Annotated in this window: 15 protein-coding genes and 1 tRNA gene; 8 read left to right on the top strand and 8 right to left on the bottom strand. The window is 70.9% G+C overall.

Annotated features, from left to right (window positions below; genetic code table 11):
• Nucleotides 1–280: 280 nt before the first annotated feature.
• A complete protein-coding gene (locus ABG085_RS13065) occupies nucleotides 281–1870 on the top strand; it encodes a Re/Si-specific NAD(P)(+) transhydrogenase subunit alpha (RefSeq protein WP_347976168.1) in 1590 nt (529 codons plus the stop codon).
• A complete protein-coding gene (gene pntB / locus ABG085_RS13060) occupies nucleotides 1867–3294 on the top strand; it encodes a Re/Si-specific NAD(P)(+) transhydrogenase subunit beta (RefSeq protein ID WP_347976167.1) in 1428 nt (475 codons plus the stop codon). Before ABG085_RS13065 ends, pntB begins: the two co-directional genes overlap by 4 nt.
• 31 nt (nucleotides 3295–3325) lie before the next feature.
• Here the strand turns inward: pntB and ABG085_RS13055 are convergent, their stop codons facing one another.
• The 3 genes from ABG085_RS13055 to ABG085_RS13045 form a co-directional block, all read right to left on the bottom strand.
• Complete coding sequence (locus ABG085_RS13055) at nucleotides 3326–3679, bottom strand: Lsr2 family protein (protein ID WP_347979193.1); 354 nt, start codon at nucleotides 3677–3679, stop codon at nucleotides 3326–3328.
• 318 nt (nucleotides 3680–3997) lie between these two features.
• Nucleotides 3998–4921 carry a LuxR C-terminal-related transcriptional regulator gene (locus ABG085_RS13050; RefSeq protein WP_347976165.1) on the bottom strand — a complete coding sequence of 308 codons (924 nt, stop codon included), beginning with the start codon at nucleotides 4919–4921 and terminating at the stop codon, nucleotides 3998–4000.
• A 116-nt stretch (nucleotides 4922–5037) separates the two neighbouring features.
• Nucleotides 5038–5697: a methylated-DNA--[protein]-cysteine S-methyltransferase gene (locus tag ABG085_RS13045; protein ID WP_347976164.1), complete on the bottom strand. Its 660-nt coding sequence runs from the start codon at nucleotides 5695–5697 to the stop codon at nucleotides 5038–5040.
• A 210-nt stretch (nucleotides 5698–5907) separates the two neighbouring features.
• Between ABG085_RS13045 and ABG085_RS13040 the strand changes: the two genes are divergently transcribed.
• Both ABG085_RS13040 and ABG085_RS13035 read left to right on the top strand, forming a co-directional pair.
• Nucleotides 5908–9678, top strand: coding sequence for an AAA family ATPase (locus tag ABG085_RS13040; RefSeq protein ID WP_347979192.1), 3771 nt, complete (start codon nucleotides 5908–5910; stop codon nucleotides 9676–9678).
• Nucleotides 9665–9865, top strand: coding sequence for a hypothetical protein (locus ABG085_RS13035; protein ID WP_347976163.1), 201 nt, complete (start codon nucleotides 9665–9667; stop codon nucleotides 9863–9865). Before ABG085_RS13040 ends, ABG085_RS13035 begins: the two co-directional genes overlap by 14 nt.
• Nucleotides 9866–10149: 284 nt before the next feature.
• Here ABG085_RS13035 and mscL read toward each other — a convergent pair whose 3' ends face one another.
• Genes mscL through ABG085_RS13020 form a run of 3 tightly spaced genes read right to left on the bottom strand, consistent with a single transcriptional unit; the run spans nucleotide 10150 to nucleotide 11525 of the window.
• Complete coding sequence (mscL, locus tag ABG085_RS13030) at nucleotides 10150–10566, bottom strand: large conductance mechanosensitive channel protein MscL (protein ID WP_347976162.1); 417 nt, start codon at nucleotides 10564–10566, stop codon at nucleotides 10150–10152.
• Nucleotides 10567–10609: 43 nt separating this feature from the next.
• Nucleotides 10610–10909, bottom strand: a complete 300-nt coding sequence (locus ABG085_RS13025; protein WP_347976161.1) for an FmdB family zinc ribbon protein — start codon at nucleotides 10907–10909, stop codon at nucleotides 10610–10612.
• Nucleotides 10910–10928: 19 nt separating this feature from the next.
• On the bottom strand, nucleotides 10929–11525 hold the full coding sequence (locus ABG085_RS13020) for a 5-formyltetrahydrofolate cyclo-ligase (protein ID WP_347976160.1): 597 nt from the start codon (nucleotides 11523–11525) through the stop codon (nucleotides 10929–10931).
• Between the two features lie 81 nt (nucleotides 11526–11606).
• Between ABG085_RS13020 and galU the strand changes: the two genes are divergently transcribed.
• From galU to ABG085_RS13000, 4 genes are all read left to right on the top strand, one after another.
• Nucleotides 11607–12494 (top strand): UTP--glucose-1-phosphate uridylyltransferase GalU, encoded by an 888-nt coding sequence (gene galU / locus ABG085_RS13015; protein WP_347976159.1) that lies wholly within the window; start codon nucleotides 11607–11609, stop codon nucleotides 12492–12494.
• Between the two features lie 34 nt (nucleotides 12495–12528).
• A complete protein-coding gene (locus ABG085_RS13010; protein ID WP_347976158.1) occupies nucleotides 12529–13158 on the top strand; it encodes a GNAT family protein in 630 nt (209 codons plus the stop codon).
• 121 nt (nucleotides 13159–13279) lie between these two features.
• Nucleotides 13280–14335 (top strand): large exoprotein, encoded by a 1056-nt coding sequence (locus tag ABG085_RS13005; RefSeq protein ID WP_347976157.1) that lies wholly within the window; start codon nucleotides 13280–13282, stop codon nucleotides 14333–14335.
• 66 nt (nucleotides 14336–14401) lie between these two features.
• Nucleotides 14402–14477 (top strand) — tRNA-Ala (locus tag ABG085_RS13000).
• A gap of 86 nt (nucleotides 14478–14563) precedes the next feature.
• Here the strand turns inward: ABG085_RS13000 and ABG085_RS12995 are convergent.
• Nucleotides 14564–15478 carry a macro domain-containing protein gene (locus ABG085_RS12995; protein WP_347976156.1) on the bottom strand — a complete coding sequence of 305 codons (915 nt, stop codon included), beginning with the start codon at nucleotides 15476–15478 and terminating at the stop codon, nucleotides 14564–14566.
• A gap of 28 nt (nucleotides 15479–15506) precedes the next feature.
• On the bottom strand, nucleotides 15507–16157 hold the full coding sequence (locus tag ABG085_RS12990; RefSeq protein ID WP_347976155.1) for a DUF6624 domain-containing protein: 651 nt from the start codon (nucleotides 16155–16157) through the stop codon (nucleotides 15507–15509).
• Nucleotides 16158–16171: the final 14 nt, after the last annotated feature.

The raw sequence follows: 16171 nt of genomic DNA, 5'->3' as shown, positions 1-16171 counted from the left end.
TTCCCACGTTGGGTTGGAGGCGGATGCCTCGCCCGAACTGCGCGCGCGGTTCGGGCGAGAGATGGGGCGAGGAAGCCGGCGGTGCGACTGCCGCGGAAGAACGATGGATGTGGTGCGCGGAGAGCAAGATCTGTGATTCTTGACATCGTGTCGGGCGCAACGTGAGGTGGAACCGCGCGACGGTCTGACATGGTGGAGGCGTCGTCGCGAGCGCGGAACGTGGTGCTCGCGAGCCCCTTGCCTCGGCAGCAGCGCGCTGCCACACGACCCAGAGGAACGCATGACCCGCATTGGCATCGTCGCCGAAGCGCCCGGAGAGAACCGGGTGTCGGCGACTCCGATCACCGTCCCCAAACTCATCGCCCTCGGCTACGACGTGGTCGTCGAAGCCGGAGCCGGAGCCGCGTCGTCGTTCCCCGACGCCGCGTTCGCGCAGGCCGGAGCAACCGTGGTCGACGGCGCCACCGCCTGGGCGTCACCGATCGTGCTCAAGGTCGTCGCGCCGACGCCGGACGAGATCGAGCGGCTCGCCGACGGAGCGACGATCATCGCGACGCTGAGCCCGGCGCTGCGTCCCGACCTCGTCGAGGCGCTCGCCACGCGCGGGATCACCGCGATCGCCCTCGATGCGGTGCCGCGGATCTCGCGCGCACAGTCGATGGACGTGCTGAGCTCCATGGCCAACATCGCCGGCTATCGCGCCGTGGTCGAGGCGGCACACGAGTTCGGCCGGTTCTTCACCGGGCAGGTGACCGCGGCGGGCAAGGTGCCGCCGGCGAAGGTGCTCGTCGCCGGGGCGGGTGTGGCGGGACTCGCCGCGATCGGCGCGGCGTCGAGCCTCGGCGCGATCGTGCGTGCGACCGACCCGCGGCCGGAGGTGGCCGACCAGGTCGCCTCGATCGGCGGTCAGTTCCTCGAGGTCGTCGTGCCCGACGAGGCGAAGCAGGTCTCGGCCGACGGCTACGCCAAGGCGACCAGTGAGGCCTACGACCGTCGGGCGGCCGAGATCTACTCGGAGCAGGCCGCCGACGTCGACATCATCATCACGACGGCGCTCATCCCGGGCCGCTTGGCGCCGCGGCTCATCACCGCCGCCGACGTGGCCTCGATGCGACCGGGCAGCGTGATCGTCGACATGGCCGCGGGGCAGGGCGGCAACGTCGAGGGATCCGTCGCGGGGGAGAGGGTCGTGACCGAGAACGGCGTCGTGATCCTCGGCTACACGGATCTGCCCGGCCGGCTGCCCCAGCAGGCATCCCAGCTGTTCGCGACGAATCTCGTCAACCTGCTGAAGCTCCTGACCCCGGGCAAGGACGGCGAACTGACGCTGGACTTCGAAGACGTCGTGCAGCGCACGGTCACCGTCGTACAGGACGGCGCCGTGAGGTGGCCGCCGCCTCCGGTTCAGGTGTCGGCGGCCGGCCCTTCGACAAGCTCAGGGACCGGAACGAACTCACGCACCGGAACGGGCTCAGCGACCGCGGCGGCACCGATGGTCCCTGCCAAGAAGCCGATGTCGGCAGGCGCTCGCACCGGACTCATCATCGCAGGCATCGCGGCGCTGTTCGCGATCTGCGCGTTCGCGCCGCCTCCGCTGCCGCAGCACTTCCTCGTGCTGACGCTCGCGATCGTGGTCGGCTTCTACGTCATCGGCCACGTGGCCCACGCGCTGCACACGCCGCTGATGAGCGTCACGAACGCGATCTCGGGGATCATCGTCGTCGGCGCGATGGTGCAGATCACGCTGCCCGATCTGACCGTCCAGATTCTCGCCGCGATCGCGGTGCTGCTCGCGAGCATCAACATCTTCGGCGGGTTCGCCGTCACGCGGCGCATGCTCGCGATGTTCCAGAAGGGGGAGACCCGATGACCGCCGTCGCCGGCCAGGTGGCAGGCGCCGCCTACATCGTCGCCGCCCTGCTGTTCATCCTCAGCCTCGCGGGACTCAGCAAGCACGAGACCAGCCGCCGCGGCGTCACGTTCGGCATCCTCGGCATGGCCATCGCGCTGGTCGCGACCGTCTGGGTCACGGCCGCGGGCGCGTGGGGCGACGTGCAGGCCACGACCGGGCTCGTGCTGCTCGTCGTCGCGGTGGTCGTCGGCGGTGCGATCGGCCTCTGGCGGGCACGGGTGGTGGAGATGACCGGGATGCCGGAGCTCATCGCCCTGCTGCACTCCTTCGTGGGTCTCGCCGCCGTGCTCGTCGGCTGGAACGGCGCGCTGTACGACACCGGTCTGGAAGGCGCGCTCGCCGACATCCACCACGCCGAGGTGTTCATCGGCGTGTTCATCGGCGGCGTCACCTTCACCGGATCGATCGTCGCGTTCCTGAAACTGTCGGCGCGTATCTCGTCGAAGCCGCTCATGCTGCCCGGCAAGAACGCGCTCAACATCGGCGCGCTCGTCGCATTCCTTGTTCTGACCGTCTGGTTCGTCATCACGCCCGAGCTGTGGCTCCTCATCGCGGTGACGCTGCTGGCGCTGGCGCTCGGCTGGCACCTCGTCGCCTCGATCGGCGGCGGCGACATGCCTGTCGTCGTCTCGATGCTCAACAGCTACTCCGGCTGGGCCGCAGCGGCCGCGGGCTTCCTGCTGAACAACGACCTGCTCATCGTCACGGGTGCGCTCGTCGGATCTTCGGGTGCCTACCTGAGCTACATCATGTGCAAGGCGATGAACCGCTCGTTCCTGTCGGTGATCGCCGGCGGCTTCGGCATCGAGGCGCCGCGCTCGAGCGACGAGGACTACGGCGAGCACCGCGAGATCGACGCCGAGAGCGCGGCCGACATGCTCGCCGGCGCCTCGACCGTCGTGATCACGCCGGGCTACGGCATGGCCGTCGCGCAGGCCCAACACGGCGTCGCCGACCTGGTGCAGCGGCTGCGCGAGCGCGGCGTCGACGTGCGGTTCGGCATCCATCCGGTCGCCGGCCGTCTTCCGGGGCACATGAACGTGCTCCTCGCGGAGGCAAAGGTGCCCTACGACATCGTCCTCGAGATGGACGAGATCAACGACGACCTCTCGGCCGCCGACGTCGTGCTCGTCATCGGGGCGAACGACACGGTCAATCCGGCCGCGGCGGAGGATCCGAGCAGCCCGATTGCCGGAATGCCGGTGCTGCGGGTCTGGGAAGCCCAGAATGTCATCGTCTTCAAGAGGTCGATGGCATCCGGGTATGCGGGCGTGCAGAATCCGCTCTTCTACCGCGACAATACTCAGATGCTGTTCGGAGATGCGAAAGAGAAAGTGGACGAGATTCTCTTCCAGCTCTCACGCACGTCAGAACTGCGCTGAGTCGTCGTGAAAAGCCGCGAGGCGGCGTGCGTCAGTGCGCCGCCTCGTAGGCTTCGAGAACGGATGCCGGAACCCGGCCCCGCTCCGAAACCTGATAGCCGTTCTGCTTCGCCCATTCGCGGACGGCGCTGAAATCCTGCTGCCCGCTGCGGCGGCGTTTGCGGCCGGCCGACGCGGCGCTGGATGTCGCGCGGGATGAGGAGACGGAGCGGGCCGCCTTGGTGTACCGCTCGAGACTGCTGCGCAGTGCCGCGGCATTCTCGTCGGTGAGGTCGATCTCGTATGCGACGCCGTCGAGAGAGAACAGCACTGTCTCGCCTTCGCCGACTTCCAAAAGGGTACCGTCGATGTCATCGACGAGCTGGTGAACGATTCTTCGGGCCATGCTGGAACAATAACCCGAATTGTCGCCGTCGACCATTCGAGAATTCAGCTATGCGGAGAAATGCCGGCCTCGCATAATTCCAAAGGGCCGTCGAATTCGCACGATTTGCGCTGGTCCGGGGCCGTTTCGTCTCGGGCGCCAGAGGGCCCTTCGCTCAACGACCGGACAGCAGAGTGGTCCCGGTCGTTGAGCGAGCGAGGAACGAGCGAGACGAAACGCCTTGAGCCTTCTCGGACACTCGGGGCGTTTCGTCTCGGGCGCGGGGGCGCCCTTCGCTCAACGACCGGACAGCAGAGGCGACCGGGGGGGCGAGGTCGTTCAGGGGAGGAGGCCGGCGCGACGGGCGGTGACGACGGCGGCGTGGCGGGTCGAGGCATCCAATTTCGCCATCGCCGACTGCAGGTACGACTTGACGGTGCCCTCTTTCAGGTCGAGGGTCGTCGCGATCTCGGCGTTGGTGGCGCCGAGCGCTGCGCACGCGAGCACGTCGACCTCGCGTGGCGAGAGGCGCACATCGAGCTCGAGGGACGGCTCCGACGTGTCGTGCGAGAGTGCGGCCAGGCGCTTCTCGAGGCGCGCGAGTCGTGCGCGCAGCGCAGGGTCGTCCACGACCGCGGCGATGCTGCGCAGCTCGGCATAGGTCTCGCGCAGCTCTTCGCGCGTGGTGGCGGGCATCGCGGCCTGCCCCGCAGGTGCGGGCGAGAGGGTGAGTCGGCGCTGCACCTCTTCACGGATGCGCAGTTCGCTCGAGAGCTCTTCAGCGACGGCGAACGCCGGCCGGGCGACCACGTCGCCGACCGGCGACTCGGCCCAGGATCCGCAGTAGATGATGCCGCGCGCGCGATTGCCCACCATCACAGGAACCGCGAACAGGGTGGAGATGCCCTCTCCGAGCACGGCGCGGTCGTAGTCGTGCGTGATGCTGCGCGACGATCCATAGTCCACGGCGAGGCGCGGGCGCTTCTCGACGAATGCGCGCCCGCCCAGGCCGCGCGAGGCCTCGACGACGAGGCCCTCCAGCGCCCGCGTGTGGGCGCCGTGGATCGAGGTGATGTGGATCGCATCGCCCTGCGCGAGTCCGCCGAACCCGACGGGGAATCGCGTACGGCGCACGAGCTCGGCGACGGCGTGGTCGAGCGCCCGGATATCGCCGGCGTCGCTGCCGAAGGCATCGACGGCCGGGCCGGCGCCCGCGCGAGTGCGATCGGGGTTCGGCGAACGATGTGGGAGGGACGCGCCCACGAGTACCTGCTTCCGGGGTGACGGCGTCCTCGCCGCCATTCGTAGGCCCCCGACTTTACCACTGGGGAGTGCGAGGCCCGGTGTGCGTTCCCCGGGCCTCGCGGCGTGCGGGCGGCCTACACGCCCGCCGCCAGCTCGGCGTCGACCGGCCGCCCGGGACCGACCGAGCCCGCTTCCGCCGCGTCGACAGAGCTCGGCGCCGGCGGAAAGCTGGGCCCCTGCTCCAGGTCGATGAGGAACCGCTTCATCTCGGGCCGCCCGCCGTACTCGCCGAGTGAGCCGTCCGCGCGCACGACGCGGTGCACCGGGACCACCACCGAGAACGGTGTGGTCGCGCACGCGGTGCCCACGGCGCGGGCGGCGCGCGGGATGCCGGCCGAGATCGCCACCTCGCCGTAGCTCGCGGTCTCGCCGTACGGGATGTCGCACACGGCCTCGAGTGCCGCTCGCGTGAAACCTCGCACCAGCCGCCAGTCCAGCGGCAGGTCGAACTCGTGGCGATCGCCGTCGAAGTACTCGTCGAGCTGGGCGGTCGCCACGTCGAACACGCCGGTGGCGTCGACGCTTGCACCGGCCGCAGAGCCGGCAGCCGCGGCATCCACCTCCTCGTCCGGAATCGGCAGCGCGCGCAGCCGCAGCGCGACGCGCTCGACCTCGGCGTGCAGGGGGCCGTCGAAGGGATGGAGGGTCACGATGCCGTCGGCGGTCGTGACGATGAGGATGTCGCCGATCGGCGACGGGTGGACGCGATAACGGGGGGAGTCCTCGGGTGTCATGCGACCATCCTGGCGCGCGGCGCCGACGCAGCGGCGGGTGCTCGTGACGATCTGTGGGAACCCTCGCGCGGTCACGTGTTGGGGAGGAACCGGCGGAGGAGGTCCGGTCGGAGCCGGGTCCAATACCGCGAAACTCAGGTCCATTGCAAGTACCCGGCAGTCCCCGCCTTTAGGGTGGCACGTGTGTGGCGAGCAGAACGGAGCGCCGTGCTGGGCTCAGAAGACGCCGAGCGCGGGTACGACGTGACCCCGGGTGATCTGGGTCTCGCCGATCCGGACGTCACCGTGGTGCACGTCGCCGAGTCCGAGCGCGACCGGCTCCGCCAGCAGTCGGCCGCCCTGGGCGGCCGCTCGACGCTGCTGCACTTCTCGGACGGCCAGGACGCCTCGATCGAGATCACGAAGGCGCATCCCGGGAGCCTTCCGCAGTTCATCACCGGCCGCTCGACGCTGCTGTCCAACCTCTTCCGCGACGAGGTGGCGCTGCGCAACGCGAGGCTGGCCGCCGAGCGCATCACCGCGAAGGATCAGGAGCTGCGCACCACGCGCGGCCTCGACGCCGTGCGCCTCGCCGTCGGCCTCGCGAACTGGCGTGTGGGCGGGATCGGCTGGAGTGCGCCCGTGCTGCTGCGGCCGCTGGCGATCCGGCGCCACCACGGCGACTTCGAGCTCAAGCTGCACGGGACGTTCTCGGTCAACCCTGAGCTCATCCGTGCGATGCACACCCACTTCGGGATCATGATCGACGCCGGCGGCCTCGCCGCCTTGGCCTACGACAACGGCGTCTTCAAGCCGCAGCCGGTGATCGACCACATCCGTGCGCTGACGGCGTCCAGCGAGAGCTTCGTCGTGAAGCCCCGCCTGCTGGTGTCGAGCTTCGCCGACGTCGGGGGCGACATGGCGCTCGACGCGGCAGACCTCGATCACCGCGTGCTGAACGCCCTGGCGGGTCACGTCGCCGACCGCGAGTCGCTCACGCTCCACCGCCGTGGACCCGTTCCCACCAGTCCCGACGAGCGCCCTCCCGCCGCCGACATGCTGCTGCTCGACGCCGACTCCGAGCAGGAGCGCGTGCTCGCGCGCGTGACCGACGGTCAGTCGCTGGTCGTCCACACGCTGCCCGGCACCGGCGGCACGCAGACCGTGATCAACGCCGTGGGCGCGCTGGTGCGCGACGGCAAGCGGGTCCTCGTGGTGAGCGCGCGGCGCTCGACCCTCGACGGCGTGCGGCACCGGCTCGCCGGCATCGGGCTTCCAGGCCTCGCGGTCTCGCCCGACCGCCTGCAGCGTGACCTCATCCGTGCGATCGGCCGCAACGAGAAGGCCCAGGCGCCCAAGGTCTCCGACATCGACGATGCGCTGGTGCGCCTGCGTGGCGTGCTCCGGGACTACCGCGGCGCCGTGACGGCGCGGCATCCGTCGTTCGGGGTATCGGTGCTCGACATCCTGCGCGAGCTTTCGCGGCTCACCGAGCAGGGCGGCACACCGGTGACCGAGGCCCGCTTCGACGCGGAGGCGCTCGAGCGCCTGGCGACGACGCGACAGGATGCCGCAGCCAAGCTCGCCGCGGCGGCCCGGCTGGGCGAGTTCCGCTTCGGCCCTGACGACTCGCCCTGGTACGGCGTCACGTTCACGACGGTGGAAGAGGCCCGCGGCGCCCACGCGCTGGCCGGCAAGCTGCACCGCAGCGACGTGCCCACGCTGCTGGAGCGCGGCTACGAACTCATCGCGCAGACGCGCATGCGTCCCTTCCAGACCATCGCAGAGCTCGGGGTGTACCTGCGCCTGCTGCGCGGCATCCGCGACTCGCTCGACCGGTTCAGCCTCACCGTCTTCGAGCGCCCGCTCGGCGAGCTGATCCAGGCGCACGCGCCCCGGCGCGAGGCGCCGGAGATGACCGGCGCCAACCGCCGTCGCCTGCGTCGGCTGTCGCGCGAGTACCTGCGCCCCGGCGTGCACGTGCCCGACATGTACGAGGCGCTCGTGCGCATCCAGCAGCAGCGCACCGAGTGGCAGCGGTACGTCGAGACCGGCGTCACCCCCGAACTGCCGCTGGGACTCGCCGACGTGCAGGTGGCGTGGCAGCGGGTGGATGCCGAGCTCGGCGAACTCGACGCGGCCCTCGGCCGCACCGACCCCGACCGGCTCGCGACGCTGCCCGTGAAGCACCTGGTGCGCACGCTCGCCGGCCTCGCCGCCGACTCCGACGTGTTCGACAACCTCAAGGAGCGTGCGACGCTGCGCACCGAGCTCGCGGCGATGGGCCTCGAGCCCCTCCTGCTCGAGCTGTCGGTGCGCCACGTGCCCGAGGATGAGGTGGCGGCCGAGCTCGAGTACGCGTGGTGGCAGTCCGCACTCGAGCTGCTGCTGCGCACCGACCGCGCGGTGCTGGGTGCCAACACCGCCGTCGTCGACCGGCTGGAGCGGGACTTCCGGCTCGTCGACGAGGCCCATGCCGCGGCATCCGGTCCCCTTCTCGCCGCCCATCTCGCCACCCAGTGGCGCATCGGGATCGTCGACCATGCGGACGAGGCCGCCGGGCTCAAGCAGGCGCTGAAGCGCGGCGCGATCACCCCTGCCGAACTCGCGACCGTCGCGCCCACGCTCTCGCGGACGCTGGCGCCGGTGTGGCTGGCGTCGCCGTACGAGGTGCCGCGCATTCCCGACGCCGTCGCGTTCGACGTCGTGATCCTCGCGGATGCCGGAGCCCTCTGCCTCGCCGAGGCCGCACCGGCGCTCCGCCGAGGCAGCCAGGTCGTGGCGTTCGGGGACCCGGTCACGCAGAAGCCGACGCCGTTCCGCGTCGCCGCCGGCCACGTGGCGTCGGATGCCCCCACGCCGCCTCCGAGCAACGGGGCGAGCAACGGCACGGGCCATGGGAACGGCGCGCCCGCCGAGGGCGCGGACGACGAGGTGCCCTTCGACGGGACGAGCGTGTTCGAGCGGCTCGCCGAGCTGCTGCCGGTCGAGACGCTCACCCGCAGCTACCGCGCGGGCGGCGAGGACCTGGCGGCGCTCGTCAACGACGCGTTCTACGGCGGCGAACTCGTGTCGCTGCCCTGGGCCGGCTCGTACCTCGGCCGCGGCAGCCTCGCCGTCGACTACGTCGAGGGCGGCCACGGGGCACCCGATCCCATCACCGGCGCCGTCGAGAGCCCCGACTCCGAGGTGGCGCGCGTCGTGACGCTCGTGGTGGAGCACGCGGTCAACCGGGGGAACGAGTCGCTCATGGTCGTCACCGCGAGCGCGCGGCACGCCGAGCGCATCCGCGGCGCCGTCGAGGCCGCGTTCGCGGGGCGCTCCGACGTGGCCGACTTCGTCTCGCGCGACACCGCCGAGCCCTTCGCCGTGCTCACCCTCGAGGAGTCGGTCGCCGAGAGCCGCGACCGCGTGGTGTTCTCGCTCGGCTTCGGCCTCACCAAGCACGGCCGCGTGCTGAGCGACTTCGGCGACCTGTCGTCACCGGACGGCGAGCGGCTGCTCACGGTGGGCATGACGCGCGCGCGACGGTCGATGGTGATCGTGTCGTCGATCCGCCCGTCCGCCTTCGACGAGGGGCGCCTCGAGTACGGCGCCGCGACGCTCATGGCGATCCTCGGCGGCATCGCCGCGCGCTCGCGCGAGGCGCGGCTCGAAGACCTCGCGGATCCGCTGACCAGGGCGCTCGCCCGCGAGCTTCGCCGTGCGGGACTCTCGGTCGACGTGCACTATCGCGGTCTGCTGCCGCTCGTCGCGCAGTACGACGGCAAGGCCGTCGTGGTCGAGAGCGATCCCGAGACGATCGGCGAGTCGCTGCGCGAGTCCCTGCGCCTGCGCCCCCAGATCCTGCGGCGCCTCGGCTGGCACTACGTGCGCGTGCACTCGTTCGACCTGTACCGCGACCCCGCCGACGTCGCCCAGCGCATCGCGGCGATGCTGGGCGTGCCGCCTGACGCGCCCCGGGTCGACAACGAGACCCAGCCGATCGATGTCGTCGAGTGACCGTCAGCGCATCGAGCGGGTCCAGGGCTCACGCCGCGCGAAGCTGACACCCGCGCCCGGCACGAGCGCCGAGCCCGTACCGGGGGACGAGACGACGGATGCCGAGGCCGCGGCGCCCGACCCGACTCCGGGCTCCTCCGGGCCGAACGACGAGCGCCTGCGGCGCGACGTCCCCCCGCACTACTGACCGGGACTGTGCGCCGGGTGCGGGCGTTTCGTCTCGCTCGTTCCTCGCTCGCTCAACGACCGAGACCAAGCTCCGGTCGTTGAGCGAGGGAGCGCCAGCGAGCGAGACGAAACGCGTTGAGCCGCTGTGGCGCGCCGGGTGCAGGGCGTTTCGTCTCGCTGCGCTCGCTCAACGATCGAGACCAAGCTCCGGTCGTTGAGCGAGGGAGCGCCAGCGAGCGAGACGAAACGCGTTGAGCCGCTGTGGCGCGCCGGGTGCGGGGCGTTTCGTCTCGCTGCGCTCGCTCAACGACCGGGGGACGTCTCGAGGAGGTCGCGGATCTGCACGAGGAGCTCCTGCTCGGTTGGCAGCTTCGGCTCTTCGTCAGCAGGCGTCACACCGGCCTTCGCCGCGGCGCGGTCCTTGACCCGGTTCATCGGGTATACGAAGACGAAGTAGACCACCACGGCGACCGCGAGGAAGTTGATGACCGCGGCGAGGATGAGACCGATCCCGAAGTCGGTCGTGCCGCCCCGGATGTTCGGCACGGCGATGACGACGTCGTTCAGGCTGTCCGCCTGGAACACGAGGGCGATCAGCGGATTGATCAGCCCCTCGACGATGGCGTTGACGATCGCGGTGAACGCGGCGCCGATGACGACGGCGACCGCGAGGTCGATGACGTTGCCGCGCAGGATGAACTCTTTGAAGCCCTTGATCACGGATACCCCCCTGGGTGTCGACCGCGCCGGGGGCTCGAGACCGTCAGGATCCGGACGACGCGGGTGAGGCCTTCGCCTCGGACTTCGATGATGTCGAAGTCGACGAGGAGGCGCCACTCGAGGCATCCGTCCCCCCGCTCGAAGCGGCTCCGCCGGTCTTGGCGCCCGCGCGGGAGTCGGTGCGGTAGAAGCCGGAGCCGTTGAAGGTCACGCCGATCGAGCCGTACTGCTTGCGCAGAACGCCGCCGCACTCGGGGCACTCGGTGAGGGTCGGGTCGGCGAAGGACTGCACCGCGTCGAAGCGGTGACCGCACTGCTTGCAGGCGTAGGCGTAGGTGGGCATGGGGCTCTCTCGGTGGGTATCAGCGCCGGGTGGGCGCGAGGGTGATGGTGCGCGTGGGCGTGACGACGCCGGTGACGCGCTGATCGAGTTCGTCGCTCGGAAGCTCGTCGACGAACTCGGAGTCGAAGACGACCGCGTACACGGGAGGGCAGCGCTCCATCGACCCGATGGTCTTGTCGTAGAAGCCCCGGCCCCAGCCGAGGCGCATCCCGGTGCGATCGACCGCGGCGGCGGGGATGATCAGCAGGTCGACGTCGTTGACGGCGATCGGTCCGAGCAGCTCCCCGACGGGCTCGGGGAGTCCGAACATCCCCTCGGCGATGTCGCCCTCGGGGGTGGCGACCGCCCAGTCCAGCAGGCCGTCGGTGCGCGTCACCGGAAGCAGGACACGGATGCCGCGGGCCACGGCATCCGTCACGAAAGAACGTGTGCCGGGTTCGGTGGTGATGGACAGGAAGCAGGAGATCGCCTCGGCGCCGTGCTCGGCGACGAGGGCGTCCAGCTGAGCCTGTATGCCGGCCTCGGCGAGTTCGCGGGCCTGCGGGGTGATCAGCTGGCGGCGCTCGCGAAGCTCTGCGCGCAGGGCGCGCTTCGCATCGGCGATGGCGTCGGACATGGTGTCGATTCTACGGCGCGCGGCTCCGCTCCCGGTCGCGCGCGAAATCGGCCGCGGCGGCGTCACGTCTAGACTCGGAAGATGCCCCATTCTCCGATCAAGGCCGTCATTCCGGCCGCCGGTCTCGGCACCCGCTTCCTCCCGGCAACGAAGGCGATGCCCAAAGAGATGCTCCCCGTCGTCGACAAGCCGGCGATCCAGTACGTCGTCGAAGAGGCGGCGCAGGCAGGCATCGACGACATCCTCGTCATCATCGGACGCAACAAGAACGCCATCTCGAATCACTTCGACTCGGTGCCCGAGCTCGAAGAGAAGCTGAAGGACAAGGGCGACACCGATCGCCTTCGCCGTGTGCTGGAGTCGAGCGATCTCGCCGACATCCACTTCGTGCGCCAGGGTGAGCCGAAGGGCCTGGGACATGCCGTGCTGCGGGCCAAGGCACACGTCGGCGACTCGTCGTTCGCCGTCCTGCTGGGCGACGACCTGATCGACGAGAGGGACGAGCTGCTCACCACGATGATCGCGGCGCACGAGCGGACCGGAGCGGCGATCGTCGCCCTCATGGAGGTCGACCCCGCGCAGATCAATCTGTACGGCGTGGCCTCGGTCGAGTCGACCGACGGCAACGGCGTCGTCAAGGTCAACGGCCTCGTCGAGAAGCCCAGCCCCGAGGACGCACCGTCGAACCTCGCAGTGATCGGCCGCTACGTGCTGTCGCCGAGCGTGTTCGAGATCCTCGAGCGCACCGAGCCGGGCAAGGGCGGCGAGATCCAGCTCACCGACGCGCTGCAGGAGCTCGCGACCGACCCTGACGGTCCGGGTGTGTACGGCGTGGTTTTCCGTGGCCGTCGCTACGACACCGGCGATAGGGTGGACTACATCAAGGCCATCGTGCAGCTCGCGGCGGATCGCGACGATCTCGGCCCCGCACTGCGTCCCTGGTTCAAGGAGTTCGCGGCGAAACTCTGATCTCCGGATCGCGCCGCCCGTTCGAGGGAGTCTCGTGGATCTGTCGGCTCCCCGCAGGCATGGCTCGGTGGCCATCCGGCTCGTGCGCCAGCGCGACGCGCGCGTGCTGCAGAACGAGCTGCTGTCCAATCGCGGCTGGCTGCGCCCGTGGGAGGCGACCAGCCCCGACGGGCCGGTGTCGTTCGACATGCGGATGGGCGTACGCCGGCTGCTGCAGCAGTATCGCGACGGCGCAGGCGTGCCCTTCGTCATGGAGTCCGACGGTGAGATCGCGGGCCAGCTGAACGTGTGGGGCATCGCGCGCGGCTCGCTGGCCTCCGCCACGATCGGGTACTGGGTCAGCGAGCGGTTCGCGGGCCGAGGCATCACGCCGACCGCCGTCGCGCTCGCCACCGACGTCTGCTTCTCGGAGCTGCGCCTGCACCGCATGGAGATCTGCATCCGTCCCGAGAATCGCGCCAGCCTGCGCGTGGTCGAGAAGCTCGGCTTCCGCTACGAGGGGCTGCGGCGGCGGTTCATCCACATCGACGGCGACTGGCGCGACCACTACGCGTTCGCCCTGGTGCGCGAGGACGTGCCCGAGGGAGTGCTCCAGCGCTGGGTGTCGGGCCGGGCACCCCAGGACGCCGCCACCGTGCCGCCCAGCGACCGCCTGCACGCGTAGCGATCGAGGCCTCGGGACGCGCTATCTCGAGTATTCAGGTCACGTCCGGACGCCGGGCGGGGTTGAGGGACACGCCCGCGGGTGCCGAGGGCTCCGGCATCCGTCGCATACCGTGGTCTGCATGGGCGGGCAGGTATGGGGCGGGGGAGTGATCGTTCTCGTCGCCGTGGTCTTGTGGCTCGTCTACCTGCTCCCGTCGTGGCACAGTCGCCGTCAGTTCGACGCGGCCGAGCGCAACGCCGTCCGCCTGAACCAGGCCCTGCGCGTGCTCGCCGAGACGAGCGAGACGCCGGAAGAAGTGCGGCTCGAGCTCAACGCCCGCACCGCTGCTGCGCAGCAGCGGCTCGCCAAGCGCGCACTCGCCGAACGGGAGCATGCGGCACTCGAAGAGGCGCGCGTCGACCTCGAGCGTGCCCGGACCGAGCGTGAGGTGGCCGAAGCCACTGCGCGGCTCGAGCGCGAGCGCGCCCGCACCGAGCGCGTCGCCGCCGAGGCGGCCGCCCGTGTGGACCTCGAGCGCGCACGCGCCGCGCGCGCATCGGCCGAGGAGGCTGCGCGTGCCGAGCTCGCCGCCGCGCGCGCGATCCCTGCCGCGCGCCGCGCGCGCGTACGCCGCATCTTCCGCCTCGTCGCGACGCTCGTGGGTCTCGGCGGTCTCGGGCTCGCCGCCTGGGGTGTGTTCGAGACTCTGACCGCGGGTGTCCAGACGCTGCTGTGGGTGGGCGTCGGTCTCGTGATGGTGTCGGGCATCACACTTCATCGCCTGTCCCGTGTCGCGGCGCGTGCGGCCGTGCGGCAGACGGATGCCGTACCCCGCCGTGCCTCCGAGCAGCGGGCCGCCGCCCTGCGCGCCGCCGAATTGCAGGACGTCGCGCTCGAGCGGGAGCAGCGGGAATGGGCTCCGCGCGACCTGCCGCGCCCGCTGACGGCGTCGGCCGGGTCACGTGCCGCCGCCGTGCTGGATGCCGAGGCCGCACGTGCGGCCCTGCGGCAGGCCGCTCTCGAGCAGGCCATGCTGGCCCGGACCGAGACCCAGCAGCCGCCGTCGATCGACACTGCTCGGGTCGCCCGGGAAGCATCCGCCGACTCGGTCTACACCCGCATGAGATACGTCGACGACGCCGAGATCGAGGCGCATGTCCGCCAGCTGCTGACCCGCCGCGCGTCCGGCGAATAGGGTCTTCCGAGGGGTCCCCCGGATTCGGGGCGGACCTCGAACCGTGATAGTGTTTCTGAGGTTCACGGGCCTGTAGCGCAGTTGGTAGCGCGCCTCGTTCGCATCGAGGAGGTCAGGGGTTCGATTCCCCTCAGGTCCACCAGAAAGAAGGCTCCCGCAGCGCGGGGGCCTTCTGCTTTTGCCCGGTTGGACGGGGCTTTTCAGAACGCCGTGCGCGGCGCGCCCCGGTCACGCCGACGGCGCGGGATAGCGGAACCCGCTTCCCCAGCCGATCTCCCATCCGGCGCTGTCGTCGAAGTAGTCGGCGAACGAGACGGGCAGCGCGTGCTGCGGTTCGACCGCCGCGACAAGCCCGGCGAACCACGCCGCGTACGCCGGGGCGTCGTGGGTGGCGGCGAGGCGGGGAAGAGCCCGGAGGATCAGTTCCGCGACGGCGGCCGGCGTCGTCATCGCGTCGACGGTGCCGCCCGCGAACTCGGTCTCGGCGCCTGACGTGTAGGCAATCGTGGCGTCCGGGTCGGCGGCATCCGTCAGCACGATCCGCCAGTACATCCCCGAGGGTGCCATGCCGGGCTGCACCCGCAGGCCATGGAAACCCCGCCGGTGCAACTCGCGCACGCCCTGCAGGATGCGGACGGATGTCGTCATCACGAGCGCCGACGCGATCTCGTCGTGCGCGGGCTTGTCGTGGGCGACGAGCGCCACGCTGTCGAGCGAGGTCCCGCTGGCGGCGATCGTGTCGATCGCGGTGGTGATCGCCTCGCGCCGCGGCCACGCGTAGACCCCGGCGCTGATCAGCGGGAAGGCGATGCTGCAGGCGCCCAGCTCGCCGGCCACCTCGAGTGAGCGCCGGTAACAGGACTCGAGCAGTCCGCGATCACGCTGGCCGGCGCCGAAGTCCGGTCCCACCGTATGCACGACCCACCGCGCGGCGAGGCGACCGGCGGTCGTCCAGCCGGCGTCGCCGGTGGCGAGCCCGTGCGGGAAGCGCGCGATGCAGTCGCGAAGGATGTCGGGGCCGCCGGCGCGGTGGATCGCACCGTCGACACCGCCGCCGCCGCGCATGGCGTTGTTGGCGGCGTTGACGATCGCGTCGGCGGTCTGAGTGGTGATGTCGCCGTGGACGGCGAAGAGGCGGGTCATCGCTTCCCTCCCTGTGCGGGCGCCGGACCTATTCCGCGGCGCAGACGGTCTCGAGCTCGGCGTAGTAGTCGGCGAGGGGCGGCAGGCCCACCTCGGCGCGTCGCTCGTCGACCGCCGCCTCGTCCGCGATGGGCGTCGAGGGCTCGGGGCCGTCTTCGGCGCAGCCGATCTGCGTACCGTACGTCTGCGGCTCGCCGGCGCCCACGGCGATGCGGTCGGTCAGGTAGGCGAGGTTGCCGGGGGAGGCGTCGTCGTTCTCCACGGCGATCAGCAGCCATTCCCGCGCTTCGCGCTGGAAGTCGGGGTCATGGTCCGAGTGCTGGGCGATCGCCCACGCCGCGTCTTCCGCCTCCTCGCCGACCAGCGAATACGTCGGCCAGCCGTGGGCGACGATGATCTCGCGCAGGCGCTCCGTGCGCTCCTCGTCGGTGCCCTCGCCGTCGCCGGCGAGGCGATCGGCCTGATCCTGCGCCAGCATCTCGATCAGTTCGGCCGACAGTGCGGCGTCGAATTCGGACGGTGTCCACGTCGGCCTCGGCGCGGGGGCCGCGGCCTCCGTCGCCGGCGGGGTGGCCATGCGGGACGCCGTCGCGCCCACGGGCCCCGCGGAAGGAGCGCACGCAACGACCGCGAACCCGGCCACCAGGAGCGCGGTCGCGGCGAGGGTGCGTCGGGACATCATCGTCCTTGTCG

It is taken from the genome of Microbacterium sp. ProA8 (assembly GCF_039905635.1).
Classification (GTDB): Bacteria; Actinomycetota; Actinomycetes; order Actinomycetales; family Microbacteriaceae; genus Microbacterium; species Microbacterium chionoecetis.
The sequence above is the reverse complement of the archived record's forward strand: the minus strand, read 5'-3'. Positions and strand labels throughout refer to the sequence as shown.

Bases quoted from the DNA above. Each gene is read 5' to 3' on its own strand.
- pntB (WP_347976167.1), top strand. From the start codon at position 1,867: ATGACCGCCGTCGCCGGCCAGGTGGCAGGCGCCGCCTACATCGTCGCC.
- galU (WP_347976159.1), top strand. From the start codon at position 11,607: ATGCCCCATTCTCCGATCAAGGCCGTCATTCCGGCCGCCGGTCTCGGC.
- ABG085_RS13005 (WP_347976157.1), top strand. From the start codon at position 13,280: ATGGGCGGGCAGGTATGGGGCGGGGGAGTGATCGTTCTCGTCGCCGTG.
- ABG085_RS13045 (WP_347976164.1), bottom strand. From the start codon at position 5,697: ATGACACCCGAGGACTCCCCCCGTTATCGCGTCCACCCGTCGCCGATC.
- ABG085_RS12990 (WP_347976155.1), bottom strand. From the start codon at position 16,157: ATGTCCCGACGCACCCTCGCCGCGACCGCGCTCCTGGTGGCCGGGTTC.
- ABG085_RS12995 (WP_347976156.1), bottom strand. From the start codon at position 15,478: ATGACCCGCCTCTTCGCCGTCCACGGCGACATCACCACTCAGACCGCC.
- ABG085_RS13020 (WP_347976160.1), bottom strand. From the start codon at position 11,525: ATGTCCGACGCCATCGCCGATGCGAAGCGCGCCCTGCGCGCAGAGCTT.
- ABG085_RS13055 (WP_347979193.1), bottom strand. From the start codon at position 3,679: ATGGCCCGAAGAATCGTTCACCAGCTCGTCGATGACATCGACGGTACC.
- ABG085_RS13025 (WP_347976161.1), bottom strand. From the start codon at position 10,909: ATGCCCACCTACGCCTACGCCTGCAAGCAGTGCGGTCACCGCTTCGAC.
- ABG085_RS13065 (WP_347976168.1), top strand. From the start codon at position 281: ATGACCCGCATTGGCATCGTCGCCGAAGCGCCCGGAGAGAACCGGGTG.
- ABG085_RS13035 (WP_347976163.1), top strand. From the start codon at position 9,665: ATGTCGTCGAGTGACCGTCAGCGCATCGAGCGGGTCCAGGGCTCACGC.